Below are 18,615 nucleotides of genomic sequence, written 5' to 3' on the forward strand. Positions count from 1 at the left end.
GGTAATTTTTACTCTGATTCAATGTTGTTAGAAAATAATAGAAGTTAAAAAATTGGGATTTAGAAATCCTTTGGAGATTAAATAATTTATTAATGAATAAAATAGAAATGCAAAAGTGGGGAAGCATCTTAGTGATGCTTAAATTTCTTTGGAAAAAGACTTTTCTGAAGGAGCTTTTTATTTTATTCATTCTTTTCTCATTTGAGATTAATGCTCAAAACTTTCCATATAATCTTACTTTCGAAACAGGTACAGCAGTTGTGAATCTTGGAGTAGAACCACAAACTTATGATAATGGTTTGAAACCTTACGGAATGGTCTATGATTTGGTTTCAAATGGAATTCCTGTTTATTGGGCTTTTAGCCAAGAAAAAAATTACGGAGAAGAAGATTTTAGTATAGAAAACACAAGTTATAAAGGAAGTGTTTTTATTATTTCAAAAGAGTTTATTGACAATTCTACAATTACATCCACTTTATTGAATAATTGGGAGTCTGAAGGCGTTGTGATTACTTATGTTACAGGAAATTTTGAAGTTTCTGTTTATGATAAAATTACAAGTTTTCCGAAAATTGTTTTAGATGAAGAAAATGATCAAGTGATCAAACAAGTTTTTATTGATAAAGCAAATTTACCAGAAGAATCCTACTTTTATAATGCATCACCAGAAGATTTGAATGCATCTTGTGATGATGTTTATGTTTTACCGCATGCAGATCCACATAAATGGACTTTGGAACGAATAGGAGTTTTAAAGAATTTTGTGCAGCAAGGAGGTTATTTATGGGCAGGTTGTCATTCGGTGAGTGCTTTGGAAACATATACAAATTCTTTAGAAGAAAATGCTTGTGAATCAGATTTGAACTTTTTGTCTAATGGCGGTTTAGTTCCTTGGAAAAAAGAAAATGGCTGTGATATTCAAAAACATAATAATCAAAATTCAGGAGATTATAGTTATAACAGTGATTTAGGAGGGAGCCCATTTACACAATTAATCGGTACGATGGATGGAGCCTTTTCTAATGGTTCTGAAAGAATTTATATGCCAAAACAAGCAGGTTGGCGAAGTTCTACGAAATTATTTGTTACTGATGATTTACATCCTCAAGTAGTTGGAGGAACAAATTTTCCAGTACTATCTCCAGGTCCAGCAAGTTTAGTTGTTTTTGGTAGAGCTTATGGAGATGAAAATGCGGGAATGGTTATGTATGAAGCTTCTCATAAAATTAATCAAGGAACTGAAGAAGAAGATGTAGCAGCAGCAAGACTTTTAGGTAATTTTATTTTAAAATCTGGTTTAGAAAATCAAATAGAAATTACGATGAATTCCATTGTTCCAGAAGTAGTTGAAGAAGGAGCAATATTGAATTTAGATGCAAATATTAATGAGATAGAAGAAAATAATTATTCGTTTGAATGGACTAGTAGTTGTGGGGGCGATTTTTCTAGTCCGTTCTCTGCGAATACAACTTTCGAAGTGCCTTTTGGTGTAGAAAGTTGTTTGATAACTTTAAAAGTGGAAGATTCCTGTGGAAGATTTAATTATTGGACGGAAGTTATTCAGATAACCCCTACATTATCTGTTGATTTTAGTTATGAAAAAAAATGTGAAGATCAAGAAAATGAGATTTTAGATCTTTCAAGTCAAATTTCTGGAGGTATAGAACCATATTCTTTTAATTGGGAGTTTTTACCAGATGGTGTACCAATTTTAAGTACAGATGAGAATCCAGAACCTATAGTTTTTACAAGTTCAGGAATAAAAATTGTAAAACTAGAAGTTATAGATGCAACTGGATTGGTGAAAAATGTTCAAAAAGAAATTACAATTGAAGAATGTTGTCATTTTGATTTAGCATGTACTAGCTCTACAATTGATTTGTCTTGTGAAGAAGATATTCCAAATCCGGCTACAAATATTGAAGAATTAATTTTATTAGGTTTTGAAACCAACTCTAATTTTTGTCAAAATATTCAGATTTCTTCTGAAGATATATGGACGACAGTTACAGATTGTCAAAAGCAATTGATTAGAAAATATACAATTATAAAAGATGATAATCTAGATGGAATTTTTGATGTTAATTCAGAATCGGTTATTGTTTGTGATCAAGTTTATTTGATAAATGATACAATTGCACCAGAATTCAGTTCAGATTTACCAGAAGATATTACCGTTTCTTGTGAAAATATCCCAGAAGTTCCAATTGTAGAAGCTTTAGATTCTTGTTCGGAAGTTGTCATTGATTTTAATGAAACAAGTAATGAAGTTTCCGAATGTGTTTATACATTAACCAGAGTTTGGACAGCAACAGATGTTTGTGGAAACAGTTCGGAACATATTCAAACTGTTACAGTAGAAGATACTTTAGCACCAGAGTTTAGTTCTGATTTGCCAGAAGATATAACAGTTTCTTGTGAAAATATCCCCGAAGTTCCAACTTTAGAAGTTTCGGATTCTTGTTCAGAAGTTGTCATAGATTTTAGTGAAACAACCAATGAAGTTTCATCTTGTATTTTTACAGTAGCAAGAGTTTGGACAGTAACAGATGTTTGCGGAAATAGTTTGGAACACACACAAATTATAACAGTAGAAGATACTTTATCTCCAGAGTTTAGTTCTGAATTACCAGAAGATATTACCGTTTCTTGTGAAGATATTCCAGAAGTTCCAACTTTAGAAGCTTTAGATTCTTGTTCGGAAGTTGTCATTGATTTTAGTGAAACAACCAATGAAGTTTCTGACTGTGTTTATACAATAACAAGAGTTTGGACAGCTACAAATATTTGTGGAAATAGTTCGGAATATATACAAACTGTTACAGTAGAAGATACTTTAGCACCAGAGTTTAGTTCTGAATTACCAGAAGATATAATAGTTTCTTGTGAAGATATCCCACAAGTACCAATCTTAGAAGCTTCAGATTCTTGCTCAGAAGTTGTCATAGATTTTAATGAAACAACCAATGAAGTTTCAGACTGTGTTTATACATTAACCAGAGTTTGGACAGCAACGGATATTTGTGGAAATAGTTCGGAATATTCACAAATTATAACAGTAGAAGATATTTTAGCACCAGATTTTAGTTCTGATTTACCAGAAGATATTACCATTTCTTGTGAAAATATCCCCGAAATTCCAACTTTAGAAGCTTCGGATACTTGTACAGAAGTTGTCATTGATTTTAATGAAACAACCAATGAAGTTTCAGACTGTGTTTATACATTAACCAGAGTTTGGACAGCAACAGATACTTGTGGGAATAGTTCGGAATATTCACAAATTATAACAGTAGAAGATACTTTAGCACCAGAATTTACATCGGATTTACCAGAAGATATTACTGTTTCTTGTGAAGATATCCTAGAAGTTCCAACTGTAGAAGCTTCAGATTCTTGTTCGGAAATTGTCATTGATTTTAGTGAAACAAGCAATGAAATTTCTGACTGTGTTTATACAATAACAAGAGTTTGGACAGCAACAGATGTTTGTGGAAATAGTTCAGAATACACACAAAATATTACAGTAGAAGATACTTTAGCACCAGAATTTACATCGGATTTACCAGAAGATATAACAGTTTCTTGTGAAGATATTCCCGAAGTTCCAATTATAGAAGCTTCAGATTCTTGCTCAGAAGTTGTCATTAGTTTTGAAGAAAATACAATACCTATAGAAGATTGTAATTATACAATTACTAGAACATGGATTATAACGGATTCATGTGGAAATGCAGCAGAACATAATCAGACAATAACAGTTGAGGATCAAGAAGCTCCTTTATTCCTTAATATTCCTGAAGATATAACGATTTCATGCAATGAAACAATCCCAGCAGTAGACGAAGATTTTTCTGCGATGGATAATTGTATGGGAGATATTACAGCGAATATGGAATTTGTAGAAGATGCAATGGTACCAAATACTTCTGAATGTGATGTAGAAGGAACAATTTTGCAACATTGGTTAATTGAAGATAGTTGCGGGAATCAAACAACACATACAAGAACAATTACAATTATAGACGAAATACCACCTTCTTTAGCATTATGTAATATTGAAAATACAGTAGTTGATTGTTTTGAGGGAAGTAAAGAAGCTTTGATCAATGAATGGCATGAAACAAATATTGAAATGTTAGAATTATGTGCCGAAGATGCTTGTGGCTTAGTAAGTATTGAAAGTGATTTTAGTTTATCGAATTTTATCACAGATTGCGGTGAAATGGGAAGTATAACAGTGAATTATACAGTGGAAGATACTTGTCAGAATATTGAAGATGTAGAAATAACATTTGTAATAGAAGATACAGAAGCTCCAACTGTTCTTTCTGATTTTGAGGAAGAGTATACTATCTATTGTGAAGATCTTTCGGAATTAGAAGAAATGGAGTTTACAGATAATTGTGGAAGTGAAGAATTGACAGTTAATTACTCAGAACTAGAAAATGAATTATCAAACAATTCTTTAGAAATAATAAAAAATTGGGAAGTAATTGATTTATGTGGAAATACTTCAAGTTTTACGCAAACAATTACTGTGATAGGAGAAGAAGAAAATCTGGATGATGTAAGAATTTGTTTAAATCAAGAAAGTCAAAGCTTAAACTTGAATCATCTTTTACCAAATGAGAAAGAAGATGGAGAGTGGATTTCTATGAATTCAGAATCAATTATTTCAAATGGAATTATCAGTTTTGAGAATATTGAAATAAATGACTACCAATTTTTATATAAGTATTCAGAAGGAGTTTGTAGAAATACTTATGTAATAACAGTCGAATTTTATGAGGATTGTGAGCAAGAAGATTGCGAAAACTTAGAAGTAGATATTACAAAAGCAGTGACGCCAAATGGGGATGGTGTAAATGAATATTTCCAAGTTTTAGGATTGGAAAGTTGTGATGAGGTTGTTGTAGAATTAGAGATTTATAATCGATGGGGAAATAATGTGTTTTCTTCCAAGGATTATAAAAATAACTGGAATGGAATTTCAAACGGAAAATGGACAATAGGAAATAAAAGACAGCTTTCAAGCGGAACTTATTACTATGTCGTGAGATTAAAAAATCATATGGAAAAAGAATATCAAGGATATATCTATTTAGGTGTAAAATAAAAAGATGAGGTTACTAAAAAACATATTAATAATTTTGATTTGGGGTTTCTTTTTAAACTCACAAGCACAACAGTTGCCTCAATTTACGGAATATATGTACAATACAATTTCTGTAAATCCTGCTTATGCTGGAAGTAGAGGTTCTTTGAATATTGTGGCGCTTGGAAGATTTCAGTGGGTAGGACTTCAAGATGGACCAAATACACAAACGGTTTCTATGAATTCACCTTTGAAGAATCAGAAAATCGGAATTGGAGGTTCTGTAATTGTTGATAATTTAGGATTTGAACGCTTTATTTACGCTTATGGAGATTTGTCTTATACTTTTAAATTTGAAAATGATTTAAAATGTTCTTTAGGGCTAAAAGCTGGAGCTACTTATTATGGATTGGATGCAGAGTTTCTAGCAGATGCAGATGTTGCGAATGATATTTATTTTCAAAAAAAAGTGAATAAATGGAATCCGAATATGGGAGCAGGAATTTTGTTTCATACTAATGATTGGTATGTAGGACTTTCTTCTCCAAGATTGATAGACCATGATTATAAATCAGAAAATGAATTATTAGCAAAAGAAAGATTACATTATTATCTGTTAGGAGGTTATGTTTTTTCTTTAGGAGAAAAATTAAAATTCAAACCTTCAGCAATGGTAAAATATTCTAAGAATACACCAATAAGTTTAGATGTGTCTGGGAATTTTTTAATTCATGAAAAATTATGGTTAGGAATGGCTTATCGTTTTAGAGATGCTGTTGGTGCAATGATGGATTTGCAGTTGGCTAAAAATTTACGAATAGGTTATGCTTATGAATATCCTGTTACAGATATAGAAAGATATACATCAGGAACACATGAAGTTTTGATGATTTTTGAATTCAAATTTTTGAAAAATAAATTTAGATCCCCAAGGTATTTTTAAGATGAGATTAAAGATTAGACATATTAGTATTTTATTTTTCTTAGTATCGATTACTATTTGTGCTCAAAAAAGGCAATTGAGAATAGCTGATAATAATTTTCAAGATTTGAAGTTTATTAAAGCACAAAAAGTCTATTTGAAAATTTTAGAAAAAGATTCTTTAAATGTTGAAACTAATAAACGTTTGGGGGATATTTATATGTTGCTTCGAAAAGCGGATCAAGCCGAGAAATATTATCAAAAAATAATAAATCAAGAAGGAATCAGTCCTATCTATTATTACAATTATGCACAAGCTCTAAAAAGTGTTGAAAAGTACGAAGAGTCTAAAAAGTGGTTTGAGAAATATGCTGAAAAGTTTCCAGACGAATTACGTGTAAAAGAATTTTATGCCACTGAAAATAATGGAGAAATAATTATTGACGATTCAAAGATTTACAAAGTCGAATTAGAAGATTTTAATACAAAATTCAGCGATTTTGGAATTTTTAAACATGAAAATACTATTTATTTCACTTCAGCAAGAGATACTGGTGTTGCTATAAAAAGGAAATTCGCTTGGAACGAAGAACCTTTTTTAGATATTTATGAAATGACTTCAGATTCTTTAGGTAGAAAAATAAATGGAATTCGAGGAGAAGTGAATACAAAATATCATGAAGGAAATGTTGCGATTACAAAAGATGGGAAACGAATGTATTTTACTCGAAATAATTACCATAAAAAATTAAAAAAAGATAAAAATGGTGTTTCGAATTTAAAACTCTTTTCTGCAGAACTAATTGCTGGTAAGTGGACAAATATTAAAGAAATTAGTTTTAATAGCGATGAATATTCTGTTGGACATCCTGCATTGAGTAATGATGGGCAAACAATTTATTTTTCCTCAAATATGCCTGGAGGTTTTGGAGAAGTTGATATTTATAAGGCAGAAGTTAAGTTTGACGGAAGTTTGGGAGAACCAGAAAACCTAGGAGATATTATCAATACAGAAGGAAATGAAATGTTTCCGTTTATCAGTGAAAATGAAAAGTTGTATTTCTCTTCAGACGGACATTTAGGTTTTGGGCAATTGGATATTTTTTCAACTATAAAAAATGAAGAAAATGAAATTGTAAATATTCTAAATCTTGGATCTCCAATAAATAGCCCTGCAGATGATTTTGCTTATTTCAAAGTTTCGGATAGCTCAGGGTATTTTTCTTCTAATAGAGAAGGTGGTGTTGGTTCAGATGATATTTACAAATACGAAAGAGAAATTGTAGTGAAACCTCTCTATATAAAAGGAAAAGTGTTGGATGCAATTAATGAAGAATTGATTGTAAATGCCGAAGTGAAAATTAGACTAGATGATGAAAATGAGTTATTAGTTAAAACAGATAGTTTAGGAAATTATAATGTTGAAGTTGAAAGAGGTCAAGTGTATAATTTGAATATTTCAAAGAAGAAATTTGCAACAAGTAAAGTAGAGATTTCAACAAAAATAGATAAAAGAATAAATGAAATAGAACGAAATGTTTATTTGAAACCAATTGAAGATATTAGATTATTGGTGGATTTAAATACAATTTATTTCGATTTGAATAAATCGTATATAAGAAAAGATGCTGCTGAAGAATTGGATAAAATTATAGCTCTAATGTTGGGTAAATATCCTAAGATGAAAATCAAATTAGAATCACACACAGATAGTCGAGGAAATGATAATTATAACATGAAGTTGTCAAAACGTCGAGCAAAATCTACTTATGATTATTTGGTTAAAAATGGTGTTTCAAAAGATAGAATTGAATCGTTTGATGGTTTTGGAGAAACACTTTTATTGAATCAATGTGATAATGAAGTAAAATGTGATGATAAACAACATGATATAAATAGAAGAACCGAATTTATCATTACTAAAATGAAATAAAAATATACAGTCATTCTAGAATAAAAGAACATTACGTTGTGGGGGCGACTAATCGATTATGAGGGATGACTGTTTTTAAAAGAAAATAGGAACAGCTTAGTTATAAAAAAACGTTGTGGGGGCGACAAAACGACTAGGCTGTTACGATATATGCAGTCATTCTGGAATAAAAGAGCATTACGTTGTGGGGGCGACTAATCGATTATGAGGAATGACTGTTTTTAAAAGAAAACAGGAACAGCTTAGTTATTAATAAACGTTGTGGGGGCGACAAAACGACTAGGCTGTTACGATATACGCAGTCATTCTGGAATAAAAGAGCATTACGTTGTGGGGGCGACTAATCGATTATGAGGGATGACTGTTTTTAAAAGAAAATAGAAACAGCTTAGTTATAAAAAACGTTGTGGGGGCGACAAAACTAGGCTGTTACAATATATGCAATCATTCTAAAATAAAAGAAAATTACGTTGTGGGGGCGACTAATCGATTATGAGGAATGATTGCTTTTTAAAATCTAGTCATTCTGAAACTGATTTGGTTCATTATTGTAAGGGCGATAAACCAAACTTTTTTATGAATGGCTTTTTATTTTGCTTATGAAAATTACAAATATTTAAAATTTACTGTCGTTAAAAACATGTTAATTGGACTATTGTTAAAATTTTATTTTTATAATAAGAGGTAATTTTAGATAAGAATAAGACCAAACCCCAAATTCATGGAAAAATCAAGAAGTAAGAAAATTGAGGATTTAAGCTCTTTTGAACAAAAAGCAGCAGATTCTCTTTTTAGGCAGTTGGATAAAAATAATGAAGGATTTATAAGTCCGGATGTTCTTTGGAGAAAGTTAAAGAAAATGGGAATTCTAGAAGATGATATTCGATTGAAAGAATTCAGAATAGCCCTGAAAAAATCAGTTACAGAAAAAGGGATAGATAAAGAATTATTTTTAAAATTAGGGAAACAAGATAATTTAGTACGAAGAGCTTTGTATAGAGATTTGATTATTCCAGATTTTAAAGATTTTTGTAAAGAAATAGAGAAAATTTACTACGAAGTAGAAAAGAATAAAAAAGGAGAAATAGCAGATTATATTCCGCAGCTAGCCCGTGTAAATCCAGAACATTTTGCATTATCTATTTGTACAGTGGATGGACAACGATTTTCGATTGGAGATTCAAAAGATAATTTTTGTGTACAATCCACTTGTAAGCCGATAAATTATTGTATTGCAATGGAAGAACTTGGAGAAGAAACAGTTCATAAGCATATTGGGAGAGAGCCAAGTGGACGATCTTTCAATGAGCTTTCTTTAAATCATAAAGGTTTACCACATAATCCGATGATTAATGCCGGAGCAATTATGGCTTGTTCTTTAATCAAAAGAAATAGTCCTATAGCAGATCGTTTTGAGCATATTTCTTCTGTTTGGAAACATTTATGCGGAGATAGGTCAGTGCAGTTTAATAATTCCGTTTATTTATCAGAAAGACAAACTGCAGATAGGAATTTTGCTCTGGCTTATTTCATGAGAGAAAACAAAGCTTTTATGCCAAAAACAGATTTGACAGAAACTTTAGAGTTTTATTTTCAATGTTGTTCTATCGAGTCATGTACGGAGAATCTTTCTATAGCTGCTGCTACCTTTGCAAATTCAGGACTCAATCCGTTAACAGGAGAAGCAATTTTTAATGAAAATACAGTTCGTCATTGTATGTCTTTAATGTCTTCTTGTGGAATGTATGATTTTTCAGGAGAGTTTGCTTTTAGAGTTGGAGTTCCTGCAAAATCAGGAGTTTCAGGTTCATTATTGGTAGTTATTCCGAATGTGATGGGAATTAGTATTTGGTCACCTCGTTTGGATAAAATGGGAAATAGTGTTCGTGGTGTAGAATTTTGTAAAAAATTGATTGATAAATTTAATTTCCATATGTATGATTCATTGATGGAACAGACTTCAAAAATCGATCCTCGTAAGAGAAAACACGAAACTAAGGTGAATAAATTAATTAACCTCATGTATGCCGCAGGATTTGGAGATTTGAATGAAATTCAAAGATTAGAAGCAGAAGGAATGTCTTTAAATAGTTCCGATTATGATGGAAGAACAGCTTTGCATTTAGCAGCTTCCGAGAATCAGTTGGAAATTGTGAAATATTTATTAGACAAAAAAGTACAGATAGATTGTGAGGATCGTTGGGGAAATACGCCTTTAAATGATGCAATTAGAGGTGAAAATAAAGAAATTATCAAAATTTTAGAAGAAGCGATGGTACTTAAGGATAAAAAGAAAATGAAGTAAAATCATTACATATTTTTCTGGGTGATTTTATTGTAAAAAATGAAATCAAAAAGCTAAAAAATAATATAAACAGAATAAATTTAGTAAATATTATATTTTGAATTACAGACAAGAAGTAATTCATTGATAAAAAATAACATTCAAAAATAGTTTCTTGCACAAATTTTTCGATTTTTAATGCTAAAAAACCATTAAAATTTCTTAAACTTGGCATTATTTTTTTAAAAATTATAAAATGAAGAAACTATTTTTGTTTTTACTAGCTATAACTACCGTAGCTACAGCACAAAAAAGAGATATAACACTTGAAGAAATTTGGGGTGGAGAATTTAGACAAGATTATCTAAACTCTTTAAACTCAATGAACGGAGACTTTTATACTTTGTTGAACTTTGATAGAGCAAGTAGAAGTACTTCTGTTGATAAATATTCATACAAAACGCTAGAAAAAGTAGAAACTATCGTAAATTCTAATGATTTACAACAATTAAATTACTTCGATAGTTACGAATTCAACAACGATGAAACAAAATTAATTCTTGGAACAGAGTCTGAGCCGATTTACAGACATTCATCTTTGGCTTATTTTTATGTTTATGATATTAATTCTCAAAAATTAGAATTAGTAGACGAAGCAAAAATCCAAGAACCAACTTTTTCTCCTGATAGCAAGAAAGTTGCTTATGTAAAAAACAATAATATCTTCATTAAAGATTTTACAACAGGAAAAACAACACAAGTTACTACAGACGGAAAGAAAAATAGAATTATCAACGGAATTACAGACTGGGTTTACGAAGAAGAATTTGCTTTCGTAAGAGCTTTTGACTGGAGTGCTGATAGTAAAAATATTGCATTTATCCGTTTTGATGAAACAGATGTTCCTGAGTTTTCAATGGACATTTACGGAGATAAATTATATCCAACACAACAAGTTTTTAAATATCCAAAAGCTGGAGAAAATAACTCTGTTGTTTCACTTCATATTTATAATTTAGGAAATAAAGAAGCTACAAAAATTTCATTAGGAGATTACGAATATATTCCAAGAATGAAGTGGTCAAACGATGCGAATAAATTAACAGCGATTACTTTAAATCGTCATCAAAATGACTTAAACTTATTCTTTATCGATGCTACAACTTTCGATGCAAAGCCAGTTTTACATGAAACGGATAAAGCTTATATCGAAGTGACAGATTTAAACTTTGAGTTTTTAAAAGACGGAAGTTTTGTTTGGACAAGTGATAGAAGTGGACACAACCACATTTACCACTATGCAAAAGATGGAAAGTTAAAGAAACAAGTAACTTCAGGAGACTGGGATGTTACAAATTACTACGGATACAACGAGAAATTAAAAAGAATTTTTTACCAATCTGTAGAAGAAGGTTCGATTAATAGAACTGTTTATAACATTAAGTTAAACGGAAAATCGAAGAAGAAATTAAGTGAGAAAATCGGAACAAATAGTGCTTCTTTTAGTAAGAACTTAAACTATTTTATCAATGATTTTTCAGATGCTACAACACCTTTAGAGTTTGATTTATATGATGCTAAAGGGAAGAAATTAAAGCATGTAAAAGACAATAAAAACTTAGCTAACAAATTAGCAAATTTCAACATTGGAACAAAAGAATTCTTTACTGTTAAAACAGATGACACAGAATTAAACGCTTGGATGATTAAGCCAAAAGATTTTGATCCAAATAAAAAATATCCACTTTTAATGTTCCAATATTCTGGACCAGGTTCTCAACAAGTTGCAAACAGATGGAACAGTTCTAACGATTATTGGTATTATATGCTAGCTTCAGAAGGATATATTGTTGCTTGTGTAGATCCAAGAGGAACAGGGTACAAAGGAAGAGATTTCAAAAAAGTTACTTACAAAGAATTAGGAAAATACGAGGTTATCGATCAAATTGCTTCAGCGAAGATTTTTGCAAAAGAAAACTTTATCGATGAAAATAGAATCGGAATCTGGGGATGGAGTTTCGGAGGATTTATGTCTTCAAACTGTTTGTTAAAAGGAAATGATATTTTCAAAATGGCAATCGCTGTTGCTCCAGTAACTTCTTGGCGTTTTTACGATAGTATTTACACGGAAAGATACATGAGAACTCCACAAGAAAACCCAAGTGGATATGATGATAACTCGCCAATTAACTTTGTAGATCAGATGAAAGGAAAGTATTTATTAATTCACGGAAGTGGAGATGATAATGTACATGTGCAAAACACAATGCGTATGATTAATGCGATGATTTATGCGGATGTTCCTTATGATTCAGAGATTTATCCAGACAGAACACACGGAATTTATAGAGGGAAAAATACACGTTTACACCTTTATAAAAAAATGACTAATTTTGTTCGCCAAAATTTATAAAAGCATGAAAAAGTAAAGTGATTTGAGCTGAAAAGGCTGAAATCACTTTCTTTTGTTTTAAAATGAAATATTAATTAAAAATACATTATAGAAATATGTCGAATACCGCTATTAAAGTCCATGAAAGAGAACTCTTTGGACATCCAATAGGATTATATATTTTATTCTTCACAGAAATGTGGGAGCGTTTTTCATATTATGGAATGCGTGCTTTATTAACTTTATATATGGTTGCTGAAACCATGGGAGAAAACCCAGGTTTAGGATGGAGTAAAGGAGAAGCTTTAGCATTATATGGTTGGTATACGATGTTAGTTTATCTAGTTTCAATTCCTGGAGGACTAATTGCAGACAAGTGGCTTGGACAAAAAAAATCAGTACTTGTAGGAGCTTGGATTTTAGTAGCAGGACATGGAGTTTTAGCAATTGAGCAAGATTGGGCATTTTATACAGGTCTTGGATTAGTAATTCTAGGAGTAGGTTTATTGAAACCAAATATTTCTACAATGGTTGGAGGTCTTTATAAAAAAGGAGACATTCGAAGAGATAAAGGATTTAGTATTTTCTATATTGGGATTAACTTAGGATCTTTATTAGCAACAACAACTGTTGGAGTTACAGCTGCTGTTTACGGATGGCATGCAGGATTTGGTTTAGCAGGAATTGGAATGTTATTAGGATTATTAGTTTACATTTTTGGTCAAAAATATTTAGTTCATGTTGGAAATAAACCATCGGAAATTAAAGCTTCAGATAAAGGAGAGGATTCTTCTCTTGGTCAAATTTTTGCGGATTTATTAAGATCACCATTACAGTTAGGGATTGTTGCATTAATCTGTGCTTATGGAGTTTATGCTGGATTTACTTATGAAGGGAATGACAGCTGGGCATTCACAGCATTATTTATTTTTATTGGATTAATCGCAGGAATGTTAATGATGATTTATAAAGAATTAACAACAAAAGTAATGAAAGATAGATTCTTAGTTTTATTACTTTCATTCTTAATTGTTATCGTTTTCTGGGGAGCTTTTGAGCAAGCTGGAGGATTGATGAGTATTTATACTGAAGAAAAAACAGACCGTAATTTCTTTGGTCTTTTTGAAATTCCAACAGCAGTTTTCCAAGGATTAAATGCTGGGTTTATCATCATTTTTGCAACACTTATAGCAAATTATTGGGCGAAGAGAAAATTAAAAGGTAAAGAAGCTTCTTCTTTATTTAAAATGGGAATAGGAACAATTATCATGGGGCTTGGATTTGTTTTCATGATTTTTGCTGTAAGAGATTATGAAGCTCTAGGGTCTTCAGATATGTATTGGTTAGTATTTGCTTATTTATTACATACCATTGGAGAACTTTGTGCTTCACCAGTAGCATTATCTTTTATTACAAAATTAGCACCTGTAAAATATGTTTCTTTAATGATGGGAGTTTATTTTGCATCTACAGGATTAGGAAACAAAGTAGCAGGACTTTTAGGTGAAAGTGCATCTGAGTTAGGGGAATATGCAATTTTTGCTGGAATTACAGGATTTACAGTTATCTTCGGTTTATTAGTAGTTTTATTAATTAAGCCATTGAAAAGATTGACACACGGAGCAGAAGATCACGAGAAAGAAATAGCACATTAAATAGAAATAGAAGAATAAAATATAGAAATATACGATATGAGTACGGAGAGTAGTAAACCTAATTTTTTTGATTCAAACGTTTTAGGCCACCCAGCTGGTTTATTCGTTCTGTTCTTCACAGAGATGTGGGAACGATTCTCTTTCTACGGAATGAGAGTATTATTAATTAACTTCTTAACAATGGCATTGGTTGGGTATAACCCAGGATGGGAGTGGACAGCTGAAAATGCAGGAGCATTGTTTGGAACTTATGCGATGCTTCTTTATCTAACACCAATTGTTGGAGGAGTTGTTGCAGATAAATTTACAGGATATAGATGGGCAGTTGTTATTGGAGCAATTGTTATGACTCTAGGACACGCCGCCATGGCGATTGAAACAGAATTTTGGTTGTATGTTGGTTTAGGATTATTAGTTATTGGTACAGGATTCTTTAAACCGAACATGACTTCTATTATCTCTGAAATGTATAAAGAATTACCAGAGAAAAAAGATGGAGCTTTTACTATTTTCTATATGGGAGTAAATGCTGGAGCATTCTTCGGAATGTTGCTTTGTGGTTACTTAGCTGAGAAAGTAGGATGGAGCTGGGGATTCGGACTTGCTGGAGTATTTATGTTATTAGGTACTTTACAATTCTGGTTAGCAAAACCTTTATTTGGTAAAATTGGAGATGTTCCTTCAAAAGTTAAAAAAGAAGAGACAGTTGAAACTAAATCTAAAGCTGCTCCTCAAGTTGATGAAAATGGAGATAAATTAAATCCATTCACTTTAATTGATAAAGTTTTAATTGTAATCACTTCTGTAATTGGTTTAGGATATGCAATTAATGATCCATTGTCTAAGATTGGAAATATTGATTTATTCCCATTTGAAATTGGAGGAATCAGTGGGCAATATGTAATGGCTTTATTTGGTTTAGTTTTATTCTTATACTTAGTTATTACACGTATTTCTCGTTATACAAGAGTTGTTCGTGATAGAATGATTGCTGTAATTATTTTTGCATTCTTTACAGTTTTCTTCTGGATGTCATTTGAGCAAGGAGCAACTTCATTAGTACTATTCGCTAGAGATTCTGTAAACAGAAGCTTAACAGGGAATTCAGCTTTAATTTATAATATCATTAATGCATTATTGACATTAATTCCTTTAGGTATTATAACTTGGGTATTAATTTTACTAGCAAAAAGAACTTGGAAAAAAATTCCTGGGTCAAACATTGTTTTAGCAATTTGTTTTGCTGGAGTATGGGTAATTGTTGGATGGATGTTAAATAGAGATTTTTCTACTAGTTCATATGACGTTTCTTATAAAGTTGTTGAAATGCCAGTAATGAAAGATGGTATTCATCAAAAAGATGATGAAGGAAAGTTAATGTATTCACAAGTTCCAATGTCACATGACATGGAAGTGAAACCAGAATATAAAATTATTGAAAAAACTGCGTCTATTGCAGAGCCAGTTGAGTTAACAATGCACCAAGATGTAAAAATTATCACAAAAGATAAAGATAATTCTAGTTTTGGTTATTTAGATGCTGAGAGATTACAGTTAGCTTATGATAGAGCTGCGGAGCTTGGAGTTGATCATGCTGTTGTAAATGCAAAAGTTACACAAATTAAAGATAATGAAGTTGAAATTACAGTATCTTGGTTTAGTATCTTAAACTCATTCTTCATTATTGCATTTGCATCGATGTTCTCAAAATGGTGGGATAGTAAATATAACCCTTCAGCTGCTACTAAATATGCTTTAGGATTGATTATTATGGCAGTAGGATTTGGATTATTAGCATTCGGATCTTACGGATTACAAGATGGAGTTAAAGTAAGTATGATTTGGTTAATTTTAGCTTATCTATTCCATACGTTAGGAGAACTTTGTTTATCTCCTGTAGGACTTTCCTATGTGTCTAAATTAGTACCTGCAAGAATGATTGCATTTATGTTTGGTATGTGGTATTTAGCAATTGCAATTGGAAATAAATTAGCAGCTGTATTAGGTAGTCAGATTGAAAAAATTACAGAAGAATATTCATTATCTGTTTTCTTCTTAATTTTTACAATTGTACCAATCGTTGCAGGTTTAGTAATTTTACTATTAAACCCAGTAATTAAGAAATTAATGCACGGTGTTAAATAACATCAGTTAAATATAACATTAAAAGAAAACGTCTTAAATTTAGTTTTAAGGCGTTTTCATTTTTTTATACTATATTGGCCATGTAAAAATTGTGAAAGAAAAACGACTACTTTAATATTAAATTTTTAATCAATGAAAAAAACAATTTTATTTCTGTTTATATCTTTATTGTCTCTTGGTTCATTTGCACAACATGCTGAAATCAATTGGATGACAGTAGACGAAGCTTTAGAAGCTCAGAAAAAAGAACCAAAGAAAATCATGATGGATGCATATACAGTATGGTGTGGGCCTTGTAAAATGCTAGATAAAAATACTTTTCAAAATCCTGATGTTGTAGCTTATGTAAATAAGAATTTTTATGCAGTTAAATTCAACGCACAAGGAAAAGAAGAAGTAAATTATAAGGGAACTAAATTTACCAATCCTGGATATCAAGAATCAAGAAAGAATTCTAGAAATAGCTCTCATGAGTTTTCTAGAGCCTTGAAAATTTCGGCTTATCCAACAATTATTTTCTTTAATGAAGAAGGAAGTGTTTTAATGAATGAAAGAGGTTATAAATCTCCGCAACAATTAGAATTTATCCTTAAGTTTTTAGCTACAGACAAGTATAAAGAAATTAAATCAAAAGAAGAATTTATGAAGTACAGAGAATCATTTGTACCTGCTTTTAAATAAAAAAAAACTAAAAAAATAAAAAAAGCTCCTATTATAAGGAGCTTTTTTATTGAGATTATTTTTCAATGATTTCTTTTAAGTTAGGCTTAAAATAATTAGGACCCTTTAAAACTTTTCCATCCTCACGATAAATTGGCTTTCCGTCTTCTCCTAATTTACTCATGTTACTTCGCTGTATTTCGTCAAAAACTTCTTCAATTTTACTTTGCATACCATGTGTAAGCATTGTTCCACAAAGAATATAAAGCATATCTCCAAGAGCATCTGCAACTTCTACTAAGTCGTTGTTTTTTGCAGCTTCATAATATTCTTCATTTTCTTCCTTCATTAATTTATAACGAAGTTCTATAAGTTCTTTAGAAATTGTAGAAGTTGGCTCCACATTCACATCTTGTCCAAAAGCATTGTGAAAGTCTTTTACTGCGTTTAGTTGTTTTTTCATTTATAAGTAATTCAAGTTCGTATTTTCTTTATTTTTGCGAAATCAAATTTAAAGAAAGATGTTTACACAAGGTCAAATGATGTTTGCAATTTTTTTCATCGTAGCATTTGCAGCAGCATTAATTTATAGTTATAGAAAAGATTTAAAACTACATAAACTACATTATAAAAATACAGCAATGATAGTTGGGATAGTAATTGTTTTAGCAATTATTATCTTTGCAACTATAGTATTTTCAATGCATTAAAATATATAAAATGAAAAATTACTGTTTGATAGTAGTAGCTTTTTTAGCTTTAAATTTATTTTATTCTTGTGGAGAAAAGACAAAAACTCCTGTAAAAGTTGAAGAAAAAGTAAAAAAAGAAGCGCCTAAAAAAGTAGTACCTAAAATTAAAAAAGAGAAAAAAACTCCTAAAAAGTTACCAAAGATCACTTATGAATTTTTGGAGCAATATGGCAAAGATAATCCTGAGACGAAAATCAAGTTGATTACACGTTTTGGTGATATCTATGTTACTTTATTCAAAGATACACCTTTGCATAGAGCAAGTTTTCTTTTTTTAGCCAAAGAAGGATATTTTGACACTACTTCATTTCACCGAATTGTTGAAGATTTCATTATTCAAGGAGGAAATTCAGATAATGAACAAACAGTAAGATATAGAACTGAATTAAAAAACTATCGAATACTACCTGAGTTTAGAAAAAATAGAAAACATAAAAGAGGAGCTCTTGCTATTGCTAGAAGTTGGGATAATAATCCAAAAAAGCTATCTACACCTTTTGAGTTTTACTTTATTTTAAGTCCAAAAGGAGAACATCACTTAGATGGAGAGCACACTGTTTTTGGTCAAGTCACGAAAGGTTTTGATGTGATGGATAAAATTTCAAAAGTAAAAGTTGACAGAGATGAGTGGCCATATGAAGATGTTGATATAAAAATTGAAATTTTAGAGTAATTTTTTTAAAAAATTATTTTACTGAAAATTAAGGTTTTACTATTTTTTTGTAAATTTTTTATCAAAAAAACTGAAAAAAAGTTTTTCAGTTTATAAAGTT

Annotated in this window: 11 protein-coding genes; 10 read left to right on the forward strand and 1 reads right to left on the reverse strand. The window is 30.8% G+C overall.

What is annotated here, in order from left to right; genetic code table 11:
* The first annotated feature begins 92 nt into the window (after positions 1-92).
* From I0K12_RS05665 to I0K12_RS05700, 8 genes are all read left to right on the forward strand, one after another.
* Positions 93-5,120 carry a gliding motility-associated C-terminal domain-containing protein gene (locus tag I0K12_RS05665; RefSeq protein ID WP_196886051.1) on the forward strand — a complete coding sequence of 1,676 codons (5,028 nt, stop codon included), beginning with the start codon at positions 93-95 and terminating at the stop codon, positions 5,118-5,120.
* A gap of 4 nt (positions 5,121-5,124) precedes the next feature.
* Positions 5,125-6,042, forward strand: coding sequence for a type IX secretion system membrane protein PorP/SprF (locus tag I0K12_RS05670; RefSeq protein WP_196886053.1), 918 nt, complete (start codon positions 5,125-5,127; stop codon positions 6,040-6,042).
* A 1-nt stretch (position 6,043) separates the two neighbouring features.
* Positions 6,044-7,954, forward strand: coding sequence for an OmpA family protein (locus I0K12_RS05675; protein WP_196886054.1), 1,911 nt, complete (start codon positions 6,044-6,046; stop codon positions 7,952-7,954).
* Positions 7,955-8,675: 721 nt separating this feature from the next.
* Positions 8,676-10,259 carry a glutaminase A gene (gene glsA / locus I0K12_RS05680; protein WP_196886056.1) on the forward strand — a complete coding sequence of 528 codons (1,584 nt, stop codon included), beginning with the start codon at positions 8,676-8,678 and terminating at the stop codon, positions 10,257-10,259.
* A gap of 235 nt (positions 10,260-10,494) precedes the next feature.
* Positions 10,495-12,651 (forward strand): S9 family peptidase, encoded by a 2,157-nt coding sequence (locus I0K12_RS05685; protein WP_196886058.1) that lies wholly within the window; start codon positions 10,495-10,497, stop codon positions 12,649-12,651.
* Between the two features lie 95 nt (positions 12,652-12,746).
* Complete coding sequence (locus I0K12_RS05690; protein ID WP_196886060.1) at positions 12,747-14,285, forward strand: peptide MFS transporter; 1,539 nt, start codon at positions 12,747-12,749, stop codon at positions 14,283-14,285.
* Positions 14,286-14,321: 36 nt separating this feature from the next.
* Positions 14,322-16,430, forward strand: coding sequence for a peptide MFS transporter (locus tag I0K12_RS05695; protein ID WP_196886062.1), 2,109 nt, complete (start codon positions 14,322-14,324; stop codon positions 16,428-16,430).
* A gap of 132 nt (positions 16,431-16,562) precedes the next feature.
* The gene (locus I0K12_RS05700; RefSeq protein WP_196886064.1) at positions 16,563-17,111 is read left to right on the forward strand and encodes a thioredoxin family protein; all 549 of its coding nucleotides are present in this window, start codon (positions 16,563-16,565) and stop codon (positions 17,109-17,111) included.
* A 55-nt stretch (positions 17,112-17,166) separates the two neighbouring features.
* Here I0K12_RS05700 and I0K12_RS05705 read toward each other — a convergent pair whose 3' ends face one another.
* Positions 17,167-17,553, reverse strand: a complete 387-nt coding sequence (locus I0K12_RS05705; protein WP_196886066.1) for a nucleoside triphosphate pyrophosphohydrolase family protein — start codon at positions 17,551-17,553, stop codon at positions 17,167-17,169.
* 58 nt (positions 17,554-17,611) lie between these two features.
* Here I0K12_RS05705 and I0K12_RS05710 point away from each other — a divergent pair, with 58 nt between their 5' ends.
* A complete protein-coding gene (locus I0K12_RS05710) occupies positions 17,612-17,800 on the forward strand; it encodes a hypothetical protein (RefSeq protein WP_196886068.1) in 189 nt (62 codons plus the stop codon).
* Between the two features lie 10 nt (positions 17,801-17,810).
* A complete protein-coding gene (locus I0K12_RS05715; RefSeq protein WP_196886069.1) occupies positions 17,811-18,515 on the forward strand; it encodes a peptidylprolyl isomerase in 705 nt (234 codons plus the stop codon).
* Positions 18,516-18,615: the final 100 nt, after the last annotated feature.

Origin of the sequence: Aureivirga sp. CE67 (assembly GCF_015767245.1) — a bacterium.
Classification (GTDB): Bacteria; Bacteroidota; Bacteroidia; order Flavobacteriales; family Flavobacteriaceae; genus Aureivirga.